We start from the raw sequence: 22,325 nt of genomic DNA on the forward strand, positions 1-22,325 counted from the left end.
AAAAAATTGATTCACACTAGTTATTGAAGCGAGCCAAAAATTTCTTCAAGTTACAGCTGGCTTTATGTAGGAATGAATAAAAAGCTGACTGTCGATATGTGCGAATATTGCACAATCGAAGTCAGCTAATTACTCTCTATCTCACAACGGTAGACAGCCACATCTATTCGTTATGCTGAAGTTTTAGTGTCGCTACCTTCATCGAGTTCAGTGCCATCTTCAAGAAGCAATTTCGGTTTTTCTTTATCCGTAATTGTTTTTGCTGTAATGATACATTTTTTTACGTCTTCACGGGAAGGCAATTCGTACATTACATCAAGCATTGTTGACTCAATAATTGAACGAAGACCACGCGCACCTGTTTTACGCTCAATCGCTTCCTTCGCAATTGCCACAAGAGCCCCTTCATCAAATTCAAGCTCAACACCATCTATTTCAAGCATTTTTTGATACTGCTTAGCTAGTGCATTTTTTGGCTCCGTTAAAATTTGTACAAGTGCAGCTTCATTTAATTGCTCTAGACTCGCAAGTACAGGTAATCGACCAATGAACTCTGGTATTAGACCAAATTTCAGTAGATCCTCAGGAATCAGCTTGGACATGATAGAACCTTCATCAACTTCTACTTTATTCGGATCTGAACCGAACCCAATTACTTTTTCCCCTTGTCGGCGTTTAATGATAGTTTCAATACCATCAAATGCACCACCAACAATGAAAAGAATATTGGTTGTATCAATTTGTAAAAACTCTTGATGAGGGTGTTTTCGTCCTCCTTGTGGTGGAACACTTGCAACTGTTCCTTCTAAAATTTTAAGGAGTGCCTGCTGAACACCTTCGCCAGAAACATCTCGTGTAATCGATGGGTTTTCTGACTTTCGTGCAACTTTATCGATTTCATCAATATAGATAATCCCTTTTTCAGCACGCTCGATATCATAATCTGCTGATTGGATTAGCTTTAATAAAATATTTTCTACGTCCTCACCGACATAACCTGCTTCAGTTAGTGAGGTAGCATCCGCAATTGCGAATGGAACATTTAATATACGTGCTAACGTTTGAGCTAATAAAGTTTTACCGCTACCAGTTGGGCCGATTAACACAATGTTCGATTTTGCTAATTCAACATCATCAATTTTACTGTTCGTATTGATGCGTTTATAGTGATTGTAAACTGCGACTGCCAATGCTTTTTTAGCACGCTCTTGTCCAATTACATACTCATCTAGAATCGTTAGGATCTCTTTCGGTTTTGGGATATCTTGGAATTCGATTTCCTCTTCTACACCTAGTTCCTCTACAACGATTTCGGAACAAAGCTCGATACATTCATCACAAATATAAACACCTGGACCTGCAACTAATTTACGTACTTGTTCCTGTGGTTTTCCACAGAATGAGCATTTTAAATTGCCTTTTTCATCATTAAATTTGAACAATATGTTTCACCCCTATTCAAGCAACAATCTTACAAGATTATTGAACCTTTATCAAATAAATTGTCTGCATCATTTACTGCTCGGCGTTCCTGCCTACATAGATTATAACGCATCGTCATGTACTTTACTTCATTTGTCTCCTGAAGCACTGTAGAAACCTGTTACCTTTGCCACCTTACGCGCTATAAAGTTACGGCTCTTCACTCCAGTTATACAAAAGAATAACTGATCTCTATTTATAAATCTACTACATGCATGGACCGAGGGCTTTTTTCATTCAAAAAAATAAGTCATGTTAATAAGATCTATCTGAATGAAGTTAAATTTAGCATCGTATCAATTTCGCCTTGACGCAAGGTCATCTAAATTTTAAATTGTGCTAGCACCTTTAATTTCTCGAAACCTGTCAATGGCTCTATCTTCATTCAGTGATTGGACACACACTACAAAGTCTATATAGAATACAACACTCCCCCTAAAGAGAAGAGGTCTTTTGTACTGATCTATACTTTCAGTACAAACATCTGCTGAATGAAAATAAAAACTAAAACAATACTATGTATAAGTGAAGTAAAAAGAGAACTAAACTTTAAGGGGACTGATTTTAAGAGTTTATGTGATAAAACAAGGCACGGATTAATGCCGTACCTTGTTTTTTTTAACTATCTAATTACACAAAAACCTATTCAGTAATTTTAGCGTTTTCTACTAAAAATTCAACTGTTTTTTGGATTTTGATGTCGTTTTCAAGTACTGCTGTTCCACCTAAAGCACCTGTGATTTGATCTTTTGTCATGTTGAATTGAGCAGCCATTTTTTCTAATTCTGCTTCAATATCAGCTTCAGTTGCCTCAATTTTTTCAGCTTCAGCAATCGCTTCAAGTGTTAATGACACACGTACACGGCTTTCTGCTTCTTCTTTCATTTGGCCACGTAGATCTTCTTCTGATTGACCAGAGAATTGATAGTAAAGATCTAAGTTCATACCTTGCGTTTGTAAGCGTTGACCGAACTCTTGTAACATACGATCAGTTTCAGAGTTAATCATACCTGCTGGTACTTCAAATTCAGCATTTTCAGCAGCTTTTTCTACTAGCTCATCACGAAGAGCTGCATCTGATTCTGCTACTTTTTGCTCTGCAGTTTGTTCTTTAATTTTAGCGCGTAAAGCTTCTACGCCTTCCACTTCTGGATCAATTTCTTTTGCGAATTCATCATTTAACTCTGGAAGAACTTTTGTTTTAACTTCTTTCACAGTTACTTTGAACGTAGCTTCTTTACCAGCTAATTCAGCTGCATGGTATTCTTCTGGGAATGTCACAACAACATCTTTAGATTCGCCAGCTTTTACACCTACTAATTGCTCTTCAAACCCAGGAATGAATGAACCTGAACCGATTTCTAGTGGATAGTCTTCACCTTTACCACCTTCAAAAGCTTCTCCACCTACGAAACCTTCGAAGTCGATTACAGCTGTATCACCATCTACGATTGCTTCGTCTTCTTTAATTTCTAGCTCAGCTTTACGAGCTAATTGTTCTTGAATTTGAGCATCCACTTCTTCATCTGTTACTTCTACTGGAAGTTTAGATACTTCTAGACCTTTGTAGTCACCAAGCTTTGGTTCTGGTTTCACTGTTACTTGTGCAGTGAAAGTGAAGTCTTGGCCATGTACAAAGTTTTCTGTACCAGAGATTTCTGGGTAATCAACTGGCATAATTCCAGCATCATCAATTGCTTTTGCATAAGAATCAGGAACGATGATTTCTAATGCATCTTGGTATAGAGATTCGATACCAAAACGTTGTTCAAACATTTTACGAGGCATTTTACCTTTACGGAAACCTGGTACGTTAATTTGTTTTACAACTTTTTTGAACGCTTGGTCCATTGCTGCATCTACTTCTACAGCAGGTACTTCGATTGTAAGAGTACCGATATTACCTTCTTGTTTTTCCCATTTTGCTGACATGTATAAATACCTCCAAATAAATAATCAAGTTTAGATGTTAGACAATTCATTCGTAACTACGATTTTGACAACCATTTTAGTATAACATAGATGAGTATAGTTTCAACTTATTTCATACCTAATGTAGTTCTGTTAGCTTTTCTAACATTTGTAAAAAGTCGATGAGTTCATAGTCCATTTCCTGCACATTACCTAGCATCGCTGAGACAAAATCAATATAACTATAGGCAACATCATCGGCTTCGAATGGATGCCATTCAAACGGATACGTTACAATAGCATGTTTCGCCATTAAATATTGTACCATTTCTAATGTCGTTGGGTCTTGTTCTAGCTTCTTTTCTATTATATTTTTTATCTCGCCATACTGTGGTAGCTGGTTAGGTAATACTAACTGGACAGGATTAACGTTTTTGGTTTGCTTAAATTTGGCTACGGTAACGTCAATGGCTACTTCTTGTTCCACTAATAAAATTAATGCCAAGCTCTGGACAAAAGGATGAATCGTTGAACATTCAATAATCGCTTTTAGTGCCGTTTTTAATTGTCTTACATTTGTATCCATCAGACGATGTAAACGAATGGATTGTTCATTTGGAGTAAGCGCACAAAATTTCTCCAGCTCATATTCCTGTTCCTCTATTAAAAGCTGAGCATTTTCTCTTTTTTCTAGATTTTTAGACACTTCTCTATTTAAACTCTTCAATCGTTCAAATTTCTCCACTTGATCATGAGGCAATACATTTTCTTCAAGAAGCGTCGTAATTAATGTCTCAACCTGATGGTATTCTTTCAACTGCATACATATTGTAATGTACAATTCCATCACTTCCACATAAAGTGTCGTTCCCATCGTAAATAACTGTTCACAAACACCTTTCGCTTTGTCATAGTCTTTTAATTCATATAAAGCAAAGGCATATGCACTGAGTGCAAATTCATCTCCCGCTTCATAGACAAATGCCTTTTCAAAACTGGCTACCGCCTTTTCATATTGATAATTCTCAGCAAACATATGCCCTTCACGTAGTAACGTTTGGACAGTGCCAGGAAAAACAACAATATTGTCATGTTTAAGAACATGACGCTTTCGTTTTGTCATTTTTCTCACCTCTTTATTTCTATTTTTCATTTCGGTTATTTACTAAAAAATCCACAAGTTTCTTATTTTTAACAAAAAATCATTGCTTTACATTCATATTTTGTAATAAATTGTATTATAATTAGAATAATCTAAAATTTATTACAAATTGCGGACGCTCTTTATTAATGTCTGCTACTTCAAGAAAATCAAGTTCTTAATAAGGAGTGGAATCCATGCAATTACTAGATACAATCACAGAATTTGATCATTGTATCTCATCTGCATTTGAGGCATTATCAATTAAAGTCATTTCATTTTCTACAGCGGACGGACCTTTTCAAGATAAGCCGATAGAATTTGAATTTTTAACACGCACCAAAATTGACGTCTATACGCAAGAAGCCTGCACCTATATTTTACGTATTCAAGGGTGTATTCCTGGTTCTATTGCACTTGGTCATCAAAATGAATCACTTTCCATTATTCCTCAAAAAGTAAACATTGAATGTAACTACAAGCTGTTACATGTTGATAAAAAAGATATGCAGCAAATTTTACAACATCCTGAGCCAAATCATCATTACAGTGAATGGCTTATTGATGCGATCAAAAATACCCACATTCTTGTCGAGTTAAAAACAAATCAGCACACCCTTATTGAATGGCCCATCGGCATAAAAGCGGCAATCATCGTCTAACTAGACTAAGACATACTTAAATAGGTATGTCTTTATTTATTGTTCACATTTAAGCTTTACCATTTTGTAGCGTTTCTATCATAACAACTTTCTATAGTTTCTGGAAATAATATTGTAAAAGTTATATTGGTAATTAGCCACGTATCCTTTCTTCATATAATGAAGGTTTCAAATTGCTCCATTCGAAATAAAAAAGGCTATAATATATAGTACAAAAATGATGATGGGGGCTTTCTCAAATATGAACATTAAAGAAACATTACAGTCTTTTTCTACAATGACACTTTCTGAACGACAGGCATTTATGCTACAGCATAGTGATTGGTTATTACAAGAAATGTTAGCTCATATCGGCTCAGTTGATGCAGAATTACGCGACCACCTAATTTATCGGACTTTCATTGAATTACTAAGTGACAATTTATTAACTCCCCAACAACTACACTATTTATTTGAAACAGCAATTAGCGAGGATTTCTTATATTTACATATTGGTGAAAAAGCTACAGATAGCGTCTTTACTCGTTCATTTTCTGCTTTACTTGTAGCAGGGCTTCTTGCAAAGGATGCTGAATTATTAGTTTTAAACGATGATGACTTACACATTTTCTTTAAAAAAATCGGACGCTATCTATTATTGGAGCATGATATAAGAGGTTATGTACAGGATAAAGGATGGGCACATAGCATTGCACACGGTGCTGACTTAGCTGCAACGACCATTAAACATCCAAAATTCGATTTACAATACGCACCATCAATCTTACACGCATTAAAGCTTGTAACTTGGAAGGACAATGTCTATATCAATGATGAAGAGGAGCGCTTAATCAACATAGTTGACGCACTATTACAACAAAATTATTCCGAAGAAGCACTAATAGAGTTTGTAGAGCAGGCTTTTGATAGATTTGAAATGCATTTAATGACACAAGGTTATAATAATTCCTTCTTTAGTGGGCGCACCTGTACCTTAAACTTTATGAAAACATTGTATTTTTCGTTGAAAATGAATAATAAAGCACATCAACTGCAAAACACGATTTATGGGCAAGTTTCTAAATGGCTAAAGCTCGGGGATTGACAGTCAACTTCAAAAATGCTGATTTACTACATTTCCTTCTCCATAACTTAAAAATTTTCTAAAACACCAGCAAACTAGGACAAGTCTTAGTTTGCTTTTTTACTTTTCAGATAGAATAAACAAAGTAAAAAATTGGATATTAAAGAAAAGTAATAGTTATATTAACATAATTAATAACCCCCTCCAATTATTCCCTTATTGCAAATTCCTTACATTGAAAATTCATCCTATAGTTTCCACACAACGCTATTGCGTTTACTCCTTTTTTTAAAAAAAGGCAAACAAAAAGTGTTGTAACGACTTATTAGGCGCTGATTTTATTACAAAACAGCGTCCAAAATGTGAAATGCTATTTTTCACAAAAAAATTTATTTACTTAGGTAAACATGAGGAATCCAGTATTTTCAACGTTTCCACAGTGTTTATTAATAAAAACCTATAAATACCAATACTAAAATAACGATTTTCGTTCAAAAAATGTTCAAATTCGGTGTCGTCTTACTATCATTTTCATAACAAAATTATGTTTTTTCTTAAAAACAGGGCGTATAATCCAATGTGCAAACAACGACAAAATGTGACAATCGTAGTCAGGCAAGTACGTCTTTAGAAACGATTGCACATCGCTTTGATTTTGCTAACGCTTGCATCACATCAATCAACACTAGATTTTATGTTTCATATTGAACCATGCCATTGTAAATTCTTATGCTGTTGATTGATACTCCAAGATAAAAGAGGTGACCTCAGTATCTACTATTTGTAAATGTGAGACTGACAAAAAACACATGAATTTTATGAATAGCCGTTCTTATAGAAAGGAGTCAAACATGAAGAAAAAATTAAGTTTAATGTTTGTAGCATTGAGTGCGCTTGCTCTTCTTGCTGGTTGTGAACCATTAACAGTGTTCAACCCAAAAGGACCTAATGCCGAAACATTATCAAACACAATTATCTTATCCATTATTACAATGGCCTTTATATTACTAGTCGTGTATGTGCTTTTAGCCTTTATGCTAACAAAATATCGCGCATCAAAAGCATCTGCAGATTATGAGCCTCCTCATGAAGAGGGTAGCCATCTTCTTGAAATTACATGGACAGTAATTCCAATTATTATCGTAGCTTTCTTAGCTGTTGTTACAGTAAGAACAACTTCTACAGTAGAAGCCCAACCTGCGGGTTATGACGATAAGGAGCCTTTAGTTATTTATGCATCATCATCAAACTGGAAATGGCACTTCAGTTATCCTGAAGAAGGTGTTGAAACAGTTAATTATGTAAACATTCCAGTGGATCGTCCAATAGAGTTTAAGCTTTATTCATTTGGTCCAATTACAAGTTTCTGGATTCCTCAATTAGCAGGTCAAAAATATGCCATGAGTGATATGTTAACAACGATTCACTTGGCTGCAGATGAAGTTGGTTCATTTATGGGACGTAACTCTAACTTTAATGGTCGTGGCTTTGCAGAAATGGAATTTGAAGCACAAACTATGACGCAAGAAGATTTCGATCAATGGGTTGCTGATGTCAAAGCAAAAGAAGCACCATTAACTGAAGAAAAATTTGACGAGCTATTAGAGGCGGAGCATGTTGGTCGCCAAAGCTTCTCATCTACACACTTAGACTTCAGACCAGCTCCAATGGAACATGGTAAACACATGAATATGGATGACATGGATCATGAGGATATGTCTGAAGAGCATTCAGGACATCACTAATTTTTTATTCGAACGAATATTACCATTAATTTTTAATTTTGAAAGGAGCGCATCCAATGAGTATGGAAGAATTATTCCATCCAATGCAAGAACCGATGATTTTAGCGGCAGCTATTAGTATCGTAGTTGGTGCAGTGGTTATCGTAGCAGGCCTTACTTATTTCAAAAAATGGGGCTATTTCTACAAAAACTGGCTATCAACTGTTGACCATAAAAAAATCGGGATTATGTATATCGCAGTAGCCTTATTAATGCTATTCCGCGGTGGTATCGATGCACTGTTAATGCGTGCACAAACAGCCGTTCCAGATAACGGACTTCTTGATGCACAACACTATAATGAAATTTTCACAACACACGGTTTATTAATGATTCTATTTATGGCGATGCCATTTGTGATCGGCTTAATGAACATTGTCATTCCACTTCAAATCGGTGCACGTGACGTTGCTTTCCCACGTCTAAACGCTGTCAGCTTCTGGCTATTTGCAGCAGGTGCTGGTTTATTAAACTTATCATTCATTATCGGTGGTTCACCAGACGCTGGTTGGACAGCCTACTTCCCTCTTGCAAGTACGGAATTTAGTCCGACTGTAGGGAATAACTATTATTCTTTAGCACTTCAATTATCAGGTATTGGTACTTTAATGACAGGTGTTAACTTTATCACGACGATCATTAAAATGCGTGCCCCTGGTATGACATTAATGAAAATGCCAATGTTTTCTTGGTCTATTTTAATTACAAACATTATTATCGTATTCGCGTTCCCAGTATTAACTGTAGCGCTTGCACTTATGATGTTTGACCGTCAATTCGGCACAAAATTCTTTGCAATGCAAGACGGTGGTATGGATATGCTTTGGGCCAACCTATTCTGGGTTTGGGGACATCCTGAGGTTTATATCGTTATCCTACCTGCTTTCGGTATTTTCTCAGAAATCATTGCAACGTTTGCACGTAAAAACTTATACGGTTACAAATCAATGGTGATGAGTATGGTGGTCATTTCCCTACTATCATTCGTAGTTTGGGCCCACCACTTCTATACAATGGGTCACGGTGTAATGGTTAACAGTGTTTTCTCTATTACAACAATGGCAATCGCAGTTCCTACTGGTGTTAAAATATTTAACTGGCTACTCACAATGAGGCACGGGAAAATTCAATTTACAACACCGATGCTTTATGCACTTGGCTTTATTCCTATCTTCACTATTGGTGGGGTTACAGGGGTTATGCTCGCGATGGCAAGTGCCGACTACCAATATCATAATACGATGTTCTTAGTTGCCCACTTCCACTATGTATTAATTCCAGGTACAGTATTTGGTGTACTTGCAGGTTACCACTACTGGTGGCCAAAAATGTTCGGTTTCCGTTTAAATGAAAAATTAGGGAAAGCTGGCTTTTGGTTCATTGCCATTAGCTTCAACGTAACATTCTTCCCACTATTTATTTTAGGTTTAGATGGTTATGCTCGTCGTATGTACACTTATTCAGAATCTACTGGTTATGGTCCATTGAACATGTTATCGTTCATCGGTGCGCTAGGACTTGCAGTCGGCTTTGCATTAATTGTTTATAACATTTACTACAGCTGGAAACATATGCCTCGCAATGAAAAGGCAGATGTTTGGGATGGTCGTACACTTGAGTGGGCTACACATTCTCCAGTACCAGAATATAACTTTGCCGTAGTGCCTACTGTTACTCGCTTAGATGAGTTTTGGTTCGCGAAAAAAGAAGGTCGCGATATTACTGCAGGTCCAATCGAAAAAATTCACATGCCAAATAATACAGGCACACCATTCTGGATGAGTGGATTCTTCTTCCTTGCAGCATTCTTCGCTGTATTCAATCTATGGATTCCAGCCATCATCAGTATGCTTGGTGTATTTGGCTTCATGATCCATCGTTCATTCGAAAAAGATCATGGTCGTTACATTTCAGTTGAGGAAGTAATGGCAACTGAAAAAAGCTTGAGAGGTGATAAATAATATGAAAATCGATTCTTCACTTCCATTAGAATATAGTACAGAGGAAAACCGTCTAAAAATCTTTGGTTTCTGGATTTTCCTCGGCGCCGAAATCGTGTTATTTGCCACACTATTCACAGTGTATTTCACACTTCATACACGTACAGGTAGTGGCCCAAATGGTGCCGAAATTTTCGAATTAACTCCAGTGCTATGGGAAACATTCTTATTATTAACAAGTAGTTTCACAATTGGTCTTGGTGTTCATGCAATGCGTATTGGTCGTAAAAAAGCGATGATGACATTCTTTATCATCACTCTTTTACTAGGTCTTGGCTTCTTAGCTATTGAGATTGATGAATTTGTCACTTATGTACACGAAGGTGCGACGATTCAAACAAGCGCATTCTTATCGTCCTTAATGACTTTACTTGGAACGCATGGTGCCCACGTAACATTTGGTTTCTTCTGGGGCGTAGCTATTTTAATCCAAGTGGCTAAACGTGGTTTAAATCCACAAACAGCGAACAAAGCGTTTATCTTCTCATTGTACTGGCATTTCCTAGACGTTGTTTGGATTTTCATCTTCAGCTTCGTCTACTTGAAAGGACTGATTAGCTGATGAAGGAATTATTCCCAAAACAACATGTGATGGGCTTCGGCTTCTCACTATTACTAACAATTGTAGCTTTAGCTGTTGTTAAATTCGATATGTCTCTTAATATGGCATTTGGAATTTTACTAGTAACTGCCCTTGCACAAGCAACTGTACAATTAGTATTATTCATGCACATCGGTGAATCTGAAGATAAGAAAACGTTGTATACAACGATTTTATATTCAGTATTCGTAGGTGTAGTCACAATCATTGGTACATTATTCGCCATGATCTGGGGTTATAATTAATCCATTACATCAGGGCATTATCGTGATCAGTGGACACTTAAATCTCTGCTGAACAAAGATAATCAAAAAAGCTGTCCCAAGCTATTGTCATTGAACAATTGCTTGGTGACAGCTTTTTCCTTTTTAATTATGGCTTCTGTACCTTTATTAATTTTTGCATGTTTATCACGTGCAGTTGTGAAAAGAATGTTATTTTTTTAATAAAAGCTTAGTCTTTTTTTAAAAATAACGAAACTTTTCCTTTTTTAGGGCGTATAGTAGTAGATAGTGTTTTTTACCAAGAATAGGAGATGAAAGTAATGAAGAAAATTTTTAAAGTATTAGCAGTTGGGACACTAGCATTGACACTTGCAGCTTGTAACTCGAGTGCTACCCCTACGAAAGACACAACTAAAACAAGCAAACTCACTTTAGAACAAGTGTATGACAAAGCAGTGGACCGCCAGGCTGACATTAAAAGTGCAAGTGCCAATATGGACATGACACAGGTAACAAAGGTTGGATCTGGTAAAGAGGCAATGGAATTTTCTATCGACTCTAAAATGGACATGGACATCATTGTTGACCCACTTGCAATGCATTTGTCAGGTTCAATGTCGATGCCCGATATGATGAGTGAAGGCGAAGAAACAACGGACATGCCAATAGAAATGTACATGAAGAAAGACACTGGTCTTTTCATGAAAGATATGACAACTGATAGCTGGATCAAGTTACCTGATGAGAATTTTGATGAGATTTTAGATCAAACGGCTGCTTCTGCAGATGCGAAAGAACAGCTAGAACATCTAAAAAAATTCATTGGTGATTTTAAATTTGAACAAACAGACGATGAGTATGTCCTTACTTTAGAAGCAAAAGGCGATAAATTTAAAGAGCTAATTGATTCTGAGATCACTAAATCTATCGAGGATATGGGATTAGAAGAAAATCCAATGGATCAATTAACAATTGAAAAAATCAACTATGTATTACACATCGATAAAGAGACTTTCGATACAAAAAAAATGGATATGAATTTTGATTTAAAAATGGCCGTAGAAGGTGACGAATTAATCATGAATACAAAGTCAGTCGTTACTTACACTGATTTCAACCACCTAAAAACAATTGATATTCCTCAAAGCATTATTGATAACGCTCAAACAATCGAATAATAATGAAAAAACCTGCTTGTCTACTAGCACAAGCAGGTCTTTTTTATTCAAAAAATTAACGGACAATTAGCACATCACATAGAGCATAGCGCACTACTTTCTCTGCAACAGATCCTAACATCATTTTCTCCATACGATTTAACCCTGTTGCACCACAGACAATTAAGTCCACATTCGGTAATTGCGTTAAAATACCTTTTGGTGAGCCTGCTTCTACTACAGATTCCACGGTTTTGACTCCTGTCTGCAATGCCTCTTTTTCCAGCTGTTCCATTTTTACAACGTTTTCTTTCTTTAGTTCCTCCGCATATTTCAAATCATATGCAGATACCGCTCCAAATGATTTTGTATCAATGACGTTCACTAATTGCAAAATAGCATTGTGTTGCATGGCTAAGTGACTTGCTCGATCCAATGCTTTTAATGATTGTTCCGAGAAATCAATTGCCACTGCGATTTTAAGATAATTAGCCAATGTTAGTCCTCCCCATTCCTTATACCCTTCTATGTCTTCACAAATAGTATATCACAATGGTATCCGATATAGTTTATCGTCCTGTGACTGTGGGCTTCCTCGACCATCTGTATTATTGCTAATAAAATAAAGAAATGCGTCATCCACAAAGACATCACGAATTCTTCCAAATTCCGACAATCGTTCAATATATTTGTTTTCTTTCACAGCAAACGCTAACACTGCACTACCTCTTAAAGCTGCGACATATAATTGATCATCCATCATATCAATGCCAGATGGTGCCCACGTTTTAGAAGTACCTGATGTAAAGAGAGGTGTGATCATACCTTGCTGTTTTTTTGTTCCTTCAATATCGGGCCAGCCATAATTCTTCCCCTTCTCGATTATATTAATTTCATCGTTTGCGGCATTGCCATGCTCACTGGCATACATCGTACCATCTGTTGCCCAGGTCAAGCCCTGTGGATTTCGATGTCCATAGCTGTATACATAGGACTGTGGAAAAGGATTATCGTTCGGTATGGAGCCATCCAAATTGATGCGTAAAATTTTTCCCTCTAGAGCATCTAAATTTTGTGCTAAGGAAGGTTGCGTCGCATCACCTACTGTTGCATACAGTTTACCATCAGGCCCTATTTTTAAACGACCACCATGATGATATGTACCACTCTTTATTCGATCTATGATAAGATCCGTTTCTAACCACTTATTATCGTTCAAGGTTAATGTAACAATTCTATTAAACTGCTCGCTTCCTTCAACATACGTATAATAAGCAAAGGCAATCTGTTTGTCTGAAAAATTAGGTGCTAATACAAACCCCAATAAACCAGCTTCTGGCGCTGTTGAAAGCTCCTTATCGAGGATGACCTGTTGCCTGTCAACTGCTCCTCCTTCCTCAATTTTCACAATACTACCAGGCCTTTCTGCTACATAAAAAACAGTACCACTTTTTTGAATCGACCATGGTGTTTGCAATTGATTTGCTAGTATTTCTACTGTTGAATTTATTGAAGGAGCCATGCGCGTTTCCTCTTTTTCTAAGCCTCCGTCACTCTTGTCCTTAGGTGGCACGCAAGCAACACATAAAACCATTACTAGCAGTAATAGTGGCATGATACATTTCATTGTTGTTCACCCTTTCATTTTTAATGCATTAAGAAAATAGAAAAAGACGCCCCTAGACGTCTCTTAGTGTTGAAAAACAAAACGATCTATAGAAATTTTGTGAAAGGTAAAAATAGATTTCCGTTGCAGGCTACTTGCTTTCCTGTGGGCGAGCGCCGAGCCGCTTCCTCCGCTACCGCTCCGTGCAGGGGCTCGCCTGTCTCGCTATCCCACGGGAGTCAAGTAGCCTTCCACTCCAATCCATAAAGATGTTTCTTTTTAGCAAAGGTTTTCAAATGAAGTGAAGGTGTTCCCTACTCTTTATGAAGAGGTGTTGTCACGCATCACTTCTCCACATTGAAAATAAGGAGCTTTCCTTTCTCTCATCAGGCAAATAAGGAGCGATTTTGATCGTGACGGCTCATATGAAAGAGAAAGAAAAGCCACTTTTGCCAAATGGTTGATTGAAGTGGAGCCAGCGTCACTCCTAGGGGATTTAGCGTCACAGCTGAGACCCTGGAGCGAACGGAAGTGAGTGAAGCGGCTCAGCGGACGCCCCCTGGAAAGGACGCTGGCGGAACGGAAATCAACCCCTCGCTAAAAGTTCTTTTTCTGCTATTGACATGATCTTATTTCAACAACATGAGACGTCCCCTAGACGTCTCTTTTATTACCTTTTATACCTTCAAAAGTGATTATTTCACCAAATGCTTTTGTTTTCGCTAACACATCAAGATACGCTTCTTTTCGATGGATGAGTCTTTCTTGTTGCAATTTCTGATGGGAATGTTGAAAATCATCTATAGCTATTTTGTCCATAAACTCACCTCTTCTAGTAGTGTACGTTAACACTATTATAATGTTGGAAAATTCTTACGACAATTCTATTTCTATTTTTGATTACAAGTTCCCAATAATAAAAAGGAAAAAAGGCATATAATTTTAGCCATTAGCTATTCAAATTTATCTAGCTAATGCATAAAAAAAGGTAGCACTTTTTCTTCAACAGCTTGTTCGCCTGCTTGAATCCATCTACTTTTATCGTGAATATACCCGTCTTTATCAAGCGGAGTTTGGAATTGACTAACACCAGTTGCATCAAGTAAAGACCCCTCATCATAATCTAGACCTATATTCTCAACATGCTTAATGACAAATGGTTTTTGAAAACGAATTTGGGCATCCTCATTATCAAGTTCCCCTGATGTTACGATAAAGGGAACACGCAAATAAATAGTTTCCCCTGCCTCTTTCCATAATATCGAATCGAAGCTTCCTTTATAATACTCCCAATTCCCACCAATCGTAAAACCTCGATTGGCAATTTTATCACGTAAATAGCCGAAACCAATCTCTTTTCCAACAATTTTTGAATCAAATTGTAGCAATTTGTATTCTCCTCCTTTCACTCGATAAAAGTCTAACCTAAAAGGTGGCATTACAAACTAGTTATGATGTAATTATGATTGCCAAAAAAGTCTCGAAACTTTTTTAAATCAAAGTTTCGAGACTTTTGTAAGTTATTTATAAAGGCACTGAAATCTTTCGATGCAAAACATATTTAGCAGCTTCTACATACTCTGTGGCAGCCCTTTGACTGACTGCGGCTGTTGGAGCAATACTTTCAAAGCCATGATAGCAACCTGGGTATAAGTGGAATTCGACATCTACTCCAGCCTGACATAGCTTTGTCACATATTGTAAAGTCTCGTCACGGAATGGATCTAATTGTCCAACACATGTATACGTAAACGGTAATCCTGATAAATCATCTGCTCTAGCTGCTGCGGCATATGGTGACACATTGTCGCTGCCGTTCTCTCCACTCAAATACATTTCCCAGCCTTTTTGATTGAGCGAGTGGTTCCAGATCATATGTCCCGTAATTTCCAATGAAGATGGTGTGTTATTCCGATCATCTATCATTGGATATAGAGGCATTTGGAAACTAAGCTTTGGATAATTACGATCTCGAGTAAGTAATGCGAGTGCAGCTGTGAGACCTCCTCCAGCACTTGCTCCAGCAATTCCTAAACGACTGGGATCAATCCCTAATTCGTCCGCATGATCTGCTACCCATTTTAACGCAGCATAACAATCTTCAAGTGGTGCTGGATAAGGATGTTCAGGAGCAAGTCGATAGTCTACAGATACAACCACACACTTCGCTTCATTAACAAAGCGCTGACAAAGCAAATCATCTCCTTCTGGAGCACCTAAGACATAGCCGCCGCCATGAATCCATAGTAGCCCTGGGGAAATTTCTTTCTGCTCTTTTGACTTATAAATACGAATGCGAAGAGAATCGTTGTCATCAGGCCCTTGAATCACTTTATTTTCAACTGTTATCTGTTCATCTATCGGAGCTGGCACAGCAACGGCTGCCATTCCTTCTCTTGTTGCCTGTACATTATCTAAATCTAATGGGGGGAAAATTGCTAACGTTTCTCTTAGTTCTGAATCAATACGATGTTCCATTAAAATTCTTCCTTTCTTATTTAAAATATTTTTTACGATGTTAAACCGCCATCAATTGGTACGACAGCGCCATTCACATAAGAGGCTTCCTCCGAAATTAAGAAAGCGATTACATTTGCGATTTCAGAAGCATCTGCTAATCTTCTTAGGGGGCCGTTTTCCTCTGGACTGGACGTTAAGCCCTTTGTCATATTAGTCATTACACCACCTGGACAAATAGCATTTACTCGTATACCGCTAGGACCATATTCAATGGCAGCAGTTCTAGTTAACCCAATAACACCGTGCTTACTAGCAGCATAGCCGCCTAAATAGGGTTGTCCTTGTATTCCTGCCGCTGAAGAAGTATTCACGATGACACCTGACTGTTGTTGCTCCATCTCTTTTAATACATATTTTAAGCCTAAAAAAGTTCCTTTTAGATTGACCGAAATGACGTTATCAAATGTCTCTTCCTCTAAATCTGCTAGTAAAGATGGCGGGCTTAACACACCTGCATTATTGATGAACGCATCAATTCTACCAAACGCTTCTTTTGCAGCCTCCACATATTTCTTCACGTCTTGGCTTTTAGAAACATCTGCGTGGACAAAGATAGCCTGTTGTTGATGTTCCTTCACAGCGTGTAGTGTGTCTTGACCACTTTTCTCATCAAAATCTACTAATACTAATGCCTTGTCCTGTGTGGCTAGTAATTTTGCTGTTTCTCTCCCTATACCATTTCCTGCACCTGTAATAATGACTACTTGTTGTCCCATATTGATATATGCTCCTCTCTTGCAAACTATGATATTGGTTTTAATCTCATTAATTTAAAGCCTTCATAATTATTTTGAGCCACCTCATGACAATGCTTTGTATAATAATCAAATCCGCCCAGATAAATTAAAAAACTGCGGGGTTTACCTTCAATATTAGCTCCCGTATACCAGGAATCACCTTTGACGTAAAGTGTTGTGTTAGCAATCTCTCGACAATGCTTGCTCCAAGCTTCCTCGGCATCTTTATTTGGTTCCACAAGGTCAATGTCATGCTCACGCAAGTAATCGATACATTGTGCAATCCATTCTACATGCTGCTCAATAGCGATTGGCATATTCACGAGGACAGATGGACTTTCTGGACCAGTAATCATAAATAAATTAGGAAAACCTGCTGTTGTTAGTCCGAGATATGTTTGAACAGAAGCACCATCCTCCCATTTTTCCTTTAATGTCTCACCGTTCCTTCCCCTTATATCAATTTTAAATAATGGTCCTGTCATGCCATCATAGCCTGTTGCAAAAATGATACGATCTAAATCGTAATGTTCATCCGTCGTTTGAATACCTGTTTCTGTTATTTTTTTGATAGGTGATTCTTTTACATCCACCAGTACAACATTCTCCCTGTTGTAGGTTTCAAAATAATCACTATCTAAAACCTGTCTTTTCGTGCCATACATATACTTCGGACATAATTTTTCTGCTACCACAGGGTCTTTCACAATTTGTCGTATTTTAGAGCGAATAAATTCCGCTGCTTTTTCATTGGATTGTTCATTTGTTAACAGATCATCATAAGTGGCTGCGAAGGCAAAACCACCTTGTGCCCAAGCTTTCTCAAAAACCGCCATCCTTTTATCATCACTATGCTCCATTGCAGATTGCTGATTTTGTGCAAAAGGTGTACCTGATATAGAATTTCTCATCGACTGCTTTAAAGCTTCGAAATTTTGCTTGGTTTCTTTGATAAAGTTCTCATCATATGGATGATTACGAGCCGGAATCGTATATTGTGGTGTCCGTTGAAATACAGTAAGCTGCTCTGCTTCTTTCGCAATTACAGGTATGGCTTGAATACCACTGGAGCCTGTCCCGATAATTCCTACTCGTTTCCCTGTAAAATCAACCTTTTCATGTGGCCAATGCCCCGTGTGATACCAATTTCCGCTAAACTGTTGCAGTCCATGAATGTTAGGAACATTGGCAGCAGACAGACAGCCTATTCCTGTAATAAAATACTTAGCTAAGATGTGCTGTCCGTCGTTTAGATAAACAATCCATTTATGACGTTCCTCATCAAAATGTGCTGCAGTGACCCTTGTATTAAATTGGATATCCGTTCGCAATTGAAAGCGATCTGCCACGTAATTTAAATAACGTAATATTTCCGCTTGTTCTGGAAATCTAGATGTCCAAGTCCATTCTTCATACAACTCTTTTGAAAATGTATAGTTATAATAGATGCTTTCTATATCACATCTAGCGCCCGGATAACGATTCCAATACCAAACACCGCCTACACCATCTCCAGCCTCGCATACAATGGTAGAAAAACCTTTACTCCTCAGCTGATGTAACATATATAAGCCTGCAAAGCCAGCGCCTAAAACAACTGCATCCACCTCTTTAATTGTTTGGCTACTCATCCACTACACCCCTCACTCCAATAAATTATTAAATACAAATACAAGAAAATACTGGATTTCCTTAGCTTAAATACTACAACTTACAGAAAATATTGAAAATTCCTTATTTTAAGCGTAGTATATACTTAAAAAAGGGGATAGGTCATGTCCAATCTTTATACCATTCAAAAACGTTTCGACACGGTACAAAGTTATGCCAATCATGAAGAGCTGTTGATACATATTTTGCAGGTATATTTAGATTCTTTTCCTATCAAAGATGCCTACTTATTAAGGTATTCTCCAATAGGCTTTGTAGCTGAAGGAATCATTTTTTTGAATGAATCTGGAGGTAGTCATATCGGTGAAATTCGAGAGGAGATTCGTAGCTTCCCTATTATTTATGCTGCTATTGAGGATAAGAAGGCTAAATTTTGTACAGGAATGGATTATTTAAAAAATATAAGTATTAAATATTCTATTCCCTCACAAAATAATTCATTTTTAATCATTCCCATCTTCATTGGCCAATATGTTTTCGGCTATATTTGTAGTACACAATTGGAAGAGGAAATCGCTATAAATGAAAAGCTATTGGATGACATGACAGCTTTTGGAAATGTTATTGGTCAGCTTATCATGCAAGCTAGAAATAGCAAAAAGGAAGGCCTTCTTAGCAAACGTGAGCTGGAGGTGATGAGACAGGTAGCACAAGGGGGAAGTACGAAGGAAATTGCAGATTTTATGGATTTAAGTGAATTAACTATTACCCAATATGTCAAATCTGCTATCAAAAAATTACATGCCAGAAATCGTTCTCATGCCATTAGCATTCTTTATCAAGAGGGAATTATTCTATAAAAATTCAGGGGGAGCATGCAACTCCCCTCGATTACTACACAAGTATGCTCTGCATCCATTGCATAATGCAACAATTTTCTTAGACTCAAATGTCTTCGCTTTAACAACTTTATTACCCCCAGTAGGCCCTCATTAAATCTATTGACCATGCTGGCTGTTGAACATCCTTTTTAGGTAAAAACTCTTTCATCACAGGCTTTATATCTAGTATAGGTGTGCCATCAATGGCATCTAGCCCTTGGACGATTAATGCTCTTGGTTTGACCTCTAATAACTCAACGATTGTACTTCCTAATTTATTGGGTCTATTCTTACCCCTTTGCGCGAAAATGCCGACCTCGGGATAATTTTGATTATTTCTAGGATGTCTCGCCTCATATTGGATATGATCGTCTGTAACTTTATCAAAATAAAAAATAATTTCTAGATGAGAAAAATCTCCTATTCCTTTTAAGGATGCCTCCTGGATATGATCAGCAAGTTCAATAGTTGAAATAATCTCTCCCCAATAATCATCTTTGATCATTTGCCGATTGTTATAAACTGTAGCGATTGATTGAACGATATATTGCATGTCTTTTATCTCCCATCGTTTCGAATGTTTAATAATACGGACTTTAATTCCAGTATATACAAAATAGACAAAAAAAAGATGATTAACCTCGTTAATCACCTGACGTCCCATAATCTTTAATGGTTACATTCACTTCACATGTGATTGGAACCTCACTAAATGTTTGATCCCAATCTTTTTTTATTTTTTGCCATACCTTTGGATAATCTATTCTTATTTTATTGCCAAATCCAGCAACATCCGTTTGAAATTCATGTTGCGTTTTTTCCAAAACCTTCTTCACTAATCGTTCAATCTCTTTTTCAAATACTTTCTCCGCTTTTTTCAAAAATCGATTGTCAAATGCCTTATCTGATAGGACCCAATGTTCAGAGATTCTACCCTCTGTTTGAATTTTTATGGTAAAAGAGATTTGATCGTCCTTTATGAGAGGAATAATTTTACTTTTAGCTGAAATAATTTCATAGATAATGGGTGCCCCTGACTCCTCATCAAAGCCTTTGACTAAACCACCTTTCCCTTCGCCTGTTATCCATGCAATTCCTTCCAAGTCACTTTCATTTAAAAAGCCACGCAACTTTTTCGTTTTGCCTTCAATGACAGCAGCTCCTGCAAACCTTACTTCCCCATCTTCCGCTAACACATTTTGCAATAAAAAGCTTGAGTCTGAATAGAGCTTTCCTTCTAACTTGGCAACGGTCATCGGTGGTAAAATCTTAGTCGTCCTTTCATGCCCCTCCATCATTTCCACTAATTGAAAAGCTGGAATTTTCGTTGGTTCATTCGTTTCAAGTGCCTGACTTGCACGATTTTGAGCAATAAGGAGCAGGCCACTCGGTCGTATTTCTAATTCTCTTAGAAAAAAATCTAGTGTTTGTTGAAGATTGACGGTACTGGCTAAATCTTCCCCAATAATAATCACTTTGGAATGTTCAGCAAAGGAGCGTTTATCAACTTTTAGAAGCATATTTCGTAATGTTGGCAACACCGCATCGCCCGTTTCAGTGACATTTTTATATGCTTTTTCAGGTAAGGTACCCTCTTTCGTTCCAGAAACTGTTGTCTCTGATGTAATGAATTGATTGGTAATTGTTAGCAGATCCCTATTTGCATATCTAGCATCTTGTTGCTCCTCAGAAGATACATCACCTGTTTCTAAATCCAATGATGTGCCTACAATAATACCTAAATCCTCAATCTCTTTACTACTCCAGCAACCAGTAAGAAGAAAGGATACAGTCATTAATAGAAGGTATCGGATATATTGATGTTTTCGCTTCATGCTTTATTTCCTCTCCATTTCGATATAAGGAGTAAAATTATAGGTACGGCACCAAATAAAATTAGTGCAGCATGGCCAATCTTATCGCCAAATGTAAAAAGATCATTAATATTTTTTGGCGTCATCGCAATGATATAAATAATCGGTAATAATCCGTATAAGAAAGGATTCATACTTTTCTTAAAAAGTTGAGCTAATCCTAAAGCAGCTGCATAATAGGTAATCGAGAAGGTAGCAAATATTTGCATAATCCAGATGACCAGTAAAAACGACTCAAAGCGTTCAAAAATTAATCCAGGAATTTCAAAACTTCGCATCAATTCAATCGTGGGCCATGTCCTTGTCATAACCCCTTCAATGGATAAAGCTCCAATAACCATAACAACTGTAATAACATAAAAAAGTAAAGGAATCGTTATGCCCACTAGTACAACCTTTACAGCTTTTGATTTATCTGATGGATACATAAATGCTACTATAAGCAGCATAATTTCAGGACCTAAAAATGCCAGTGTCGCTGTTTTGATCCCCTTTAACATGGGTACAACACCCAAACCTAATACTGGTCTAAGATTATCGATTTCAAAGATTCCTAAGCTTAAAAAGGCCACGAGCAAAAAAATCACAAAGGTTATAGGGAAAATGATTTCAAACAAACGAGCAATTGTATTGATGCCACCACTAATCAAATAAATCCCTACCCACAAAAAGGGCAAAATGATAGCCCATGTAGGTGTTCCTTCTAATAAGAAGAGAGATGTTACTTCAGCCATTATGCGAACCTCAAAAGCAGAAATGGTAAAAAAGTAGACAATTACACATATACTTATGAATGAGCCCAACCATTTCCCTATAATATCTTGATTGTATTGATAAAATGTTTTGTCAGGATATTGTTGGCTTAGCTTGACAATAATTACGCCCGCAATCATGGCAACAACTCCACCTAAAAAAACACTAATCCATACATCCGGCGTTTTTACTTTTTCTACAGATGCACGAGGTAAGGTAAGAATTCCAGTGGCAAGAATATAGTTAATAATAATAACAACTGCTTGTGATGTCGTTATTTTATCTTTTAAAGTGCTGTTCATGGCTGTTTTTCTCCTT

Annotated in this window: 21 protein-coding genes; 8 read left to right on the forward strand and 13 right to left on the reverse strand. The window is 37.2% G+C overall.

Annotated elements, in window-relative coordinates:
- Nucleotides 1-170: 170 nt before the first annotated feature.
- From clpX to NV349_RS16280, 3 genes are all read right to left on the reverse strand, one after another.
- Nucleotides 171-1,442 (reverse strand): ATP-dependent protease ATP-binding subunit ClpX, encoded by a 1,272-nt coding sequence (gene clpX, locus NV349_RS16270; RefSeq protein ID WP_036123956.1) that lies wholly within the window; start codon nt 1,440-1,442, stop codon nt 171-173.
- A 682-nt stretch (nt 1,443-2,124) separates the two neighbouring features.
- Nucleotides 2,125-3,414: a trigger factor gene (tig, locus tag NV349_RS16275; RefSeq protein WP_036123952.1), complete on the reverse strand. Its 1,290-nt coding sequence runs from the start codon at nt 3,412-3,414 to the stop codon at nt 2,125-2,127.
- Nucleotides 3,415-3,532: 118 nt separating this feature from the next.
- Nucleotides 3,533-4,516, reverse strand: a complete 984-nt coding sequence (locus NV349_RS16280) for a DUF3196 family protein (RefSeq protein WP_271910612.1) — start codon at nt 4,514-4,516, stop codon at nt 3,533-3,535.
- Nucleotides 4,517-4,731: 215 nt separating this feature from the next.
- Between NV349_RS16280 and NV349_RS16285 the strand changes: the two genes are divergently transcribed.
- The 7 genes from NV349_RS16285 to NV349_RS16315 all read left to right on the forward strand — a co-directional run bounded on the left by NV349_RS16285 (nt 4,732) and on the right by NV349_RS16315 (nt 12,046).
- Complete coding sequence (locus NV349_RS16285; protein WP_271910613.1) at nt 4,732-5,196, forward strand: hypothetical protein; 465 nt, start codon at nt 4,732-4,734, stop codon at nt 5,194-5,196.
- A gap of 241 nt (nt 5,197-5,437) precedes the next feature.
- Nucleotides 5,438-6,280 (forward strand): DUF2785 domain-containing protein, encoded by an 843-nt coding sequence (locus NV349_RS16290; RefSeq protein WP_271910615.1) that lies wholly within the window; start codon nt 5,438-5,440, stop codon nt 6,278-6,280.
- Between the two features lie 830 nt (nt 6,281-7,110).
- Complete coding sequence (qoxA, locus tag NV349_RS16295) at nt 7,111-8,004, forward strand: cytochrome aa3 quinol oxidase subunit II (RefSeq protein WP_036123941.1); 894 nt, start codon at nt 7,111-7,113, stop codon at nt 8,002-8,004.
- Between the two features lie 56 nt (nt 8,005-8,060).
- Nucleotides 8,061-10,004: a cytochrome aa3 quinol oxidase subunit I gene (qoxB, locus tag NV349_RS16300; RefSeq protein ID WP_036123939.1), complete on the forward strand. Its 1,944-nt coding sequence runs from the start codon at nt 8,061-8,063 to the stop codon at nt 10,002-10,004.
- Between the two features lies 1 nt (nt 10,005).
- Nucleotides 10,006-10,605 (forward strand): cytochrome aa3 quinol oxidase subunit III, encoded by a 600-nt coding sequence (qoxC, locus tag NV349_RS16305; protein ID WP_004226587.1) that lies wholly within the window; start codon nt 10,006-10,008, stop codon nt 10,603-10,605.
- Nucleotides 10,605-10,889: a cytochrome aa3 quinol oxidase subunit IV gene (qoxD, locus tag NV349_RS16310; RefSeq protein ID WP_004226585.1), complete on the forward strand. Its 285-nt coding sequence runs from the start codon at nt 10,605-10,607 to the stop codon at nt 10,887-10,889. Before qoxC ends, qoxD begins: the two co-directional genes overlap by 1 nt.
- 299 nt (nt 10,890-11,188) lie before the next feature.
- Nucleotides 11,189-12,046: a DUF6612 family protein gene (locus tag NV349_RS16315; RefSeq protein ID WP_058844877.1), complete on the forward strand. Its 858-nt coding sequence runs from the start codon at nt 11,189-11,191 to the stop codon at nt 12,044-12,046.
- Between the two features lie 55 nt (nt 12,047-12,101).
- Here NV349_RS16315 and NV349_RS16320 read toward each other — a convergent pair whose 3' ends face one another.
- The 7 genes from NV349_RS16320 to NV349_RS16350 all read right to left on the reverse strand — a co-directional run bounded on the left by NV349_RS16320 (nt 12,102) and on the right by NV349_RS16350 (nt 18,519).
- Nucleotides 12,102-12,521, reverse strand: a complete 420-nt coding sequence (locus NV349_RS16320) for a universal stress protein (RefSeq protein WP_036123932.1) — start codon at nt 12,519-12,521, stop codon at nt 12,102-12,104.
- Nucleotides 12,522-12,572: 51 nt separating this feature from the next.
- On the reverse strand, nt 12,573-13,652 hold the full coding sequence (locus NV349_RS16325) for a PQQ-dependent sugar dehydrogenase (RefSeq protein WP_271910618.1): 1,080 nt from the start codon (nt 13,650-13,652) through the stop codon (nt 12,573-12,575).
- Between the two features lie 633 nt (nt 13,653-14,285).
- Nucleotides 14,286-14,450 (reverse strand): hypothetical protein, encoded by a 165-nt coding sequence (locus tag NV349_RS16330; RefSeq protein WP_186436205.1) that lies wholly within the window; start codon nt 14,448-14,450, stop codon nt 14,286-14,288.
- A 152-nt stretch (nt 14,451-14,602) separates the two neighbouring features.
- Entirely contained in the window at nt 14,603-15,019 is a 417-nt protein-coding gene (locus NV349_RS16335; RefSeq protein ID WP_036128457.1) for a YugN family protein, read from the reverse strand.
- 136 nt (nt 15,020-15,155) lie between these two features.
- Nucleotides 15,156-16,109, reverse strand: a complete 954-nt coding sequence (locus NV349_RS16340) for an alpha/beta hydrolase (protein ID WP_058844355.1) — start codon at nt 16,107-16,109, stop codon at nt 15,156-15,158.
- Between the two features lie 32 nt (nt 16,110-16,141).
- The gene (locus NV349_RS16345; protein WP_196243750.1) at nt 16,142-16,867 is read right to left on the reverse strand and encodes an SDR family NAD(P)-dependent oxidoreductase; all 726 of its coding nucleotides are present in this window, start codon (nt 16,865-16,867) and stop codon (nt 16,142-16,144) included.
- 26 nt (nt 16,868-16,893) lie between these two features.
- The gene (locus NV349_RS16350; RefSeq protein ID WP_271910622.1) at nt 16,894-18,519 is read right to left on the reverse strand and encodes a flavin-containing monooxygenase; all 1,626 of its coding nucleotides are present in this window, start codon (nt 18,517-18,519) and stop codon (nt 16,894-16,896) included.
- A 144-nt stretch (nt 18,520-18,663) separates the two neighbouring features.
- On the opposite strand from NV349_RS16350, the gene NV349_RS16355 reads away from it, so the two are divergent.
- Nucleotides 18,664-19,359, forward strand: coding sequence for a response regulator transcription factor (locus NV349_RS16355; RefSeq protein WP_058844352.1), 696 nt, complete (start codon nt 18,664-18,666; stop codon nt 19,357-19,359).
- 112 nt (nt 19,360-19,471) lie between these two features.
- Here NV349_RS16355 and NV349_RS16360 read toward each other — a convergent pair whose 3' ends face one another.
- The 3 genes from NV349_RS16360 to NV349_RS16370 form a co-directional block, all read right to left on the reverse strand.
- A complete protein-coding gene (locus NV349_RS16360; RefSeq protein WP_058844358.1) occupies nt 19,472-19,933 on the reverse strand; it encodes an SAM-dependent methyltransferase in 462 nt (153 codons plus the stop codon).
- A 91-nt stretch (nt 19,934-20,024) separates the two neighbouring features.
- Nucleotides 20,025-21,215 (reverse strand): Ger(x)C family spore germination protein, encoded by a 1,191-nt coding sequence (locus NV349_RS16365; protein WP_036124261.1) that lies wholly within the window; start codon nt 21,213-21,215, stop codon nt 20,025-20,027.
- The gene (locus tag NV349_RS16370; protein ID WP_036124259.1) at nt 21,212-22,309 is read right to left on the reverse strand and encodes a spore germination protein; all 1,098 of its coding nucleotides are present in this window, start codon (nt 22,307-22,309) and stop codon (nt 21,212-21,214) included. The genes NV349_RS16365 and NV349_RS16370 overlap by 4 nt, the downstream gene beginning before the upstream one ends.
- Nucleotides 22,310-22,325: the final 16 nt, after the last annotated feature.

Origin of the sequence: Lysinibacillus sp. OF-1, assembly GCF_028356935.1 — a bacterium.
Lineage (GTDB): Bacteria > Bacillota > Bacilli > Bacillales_A > Planococcaceae > Lysinibacillus > Lysinibacillus fusiformis_D.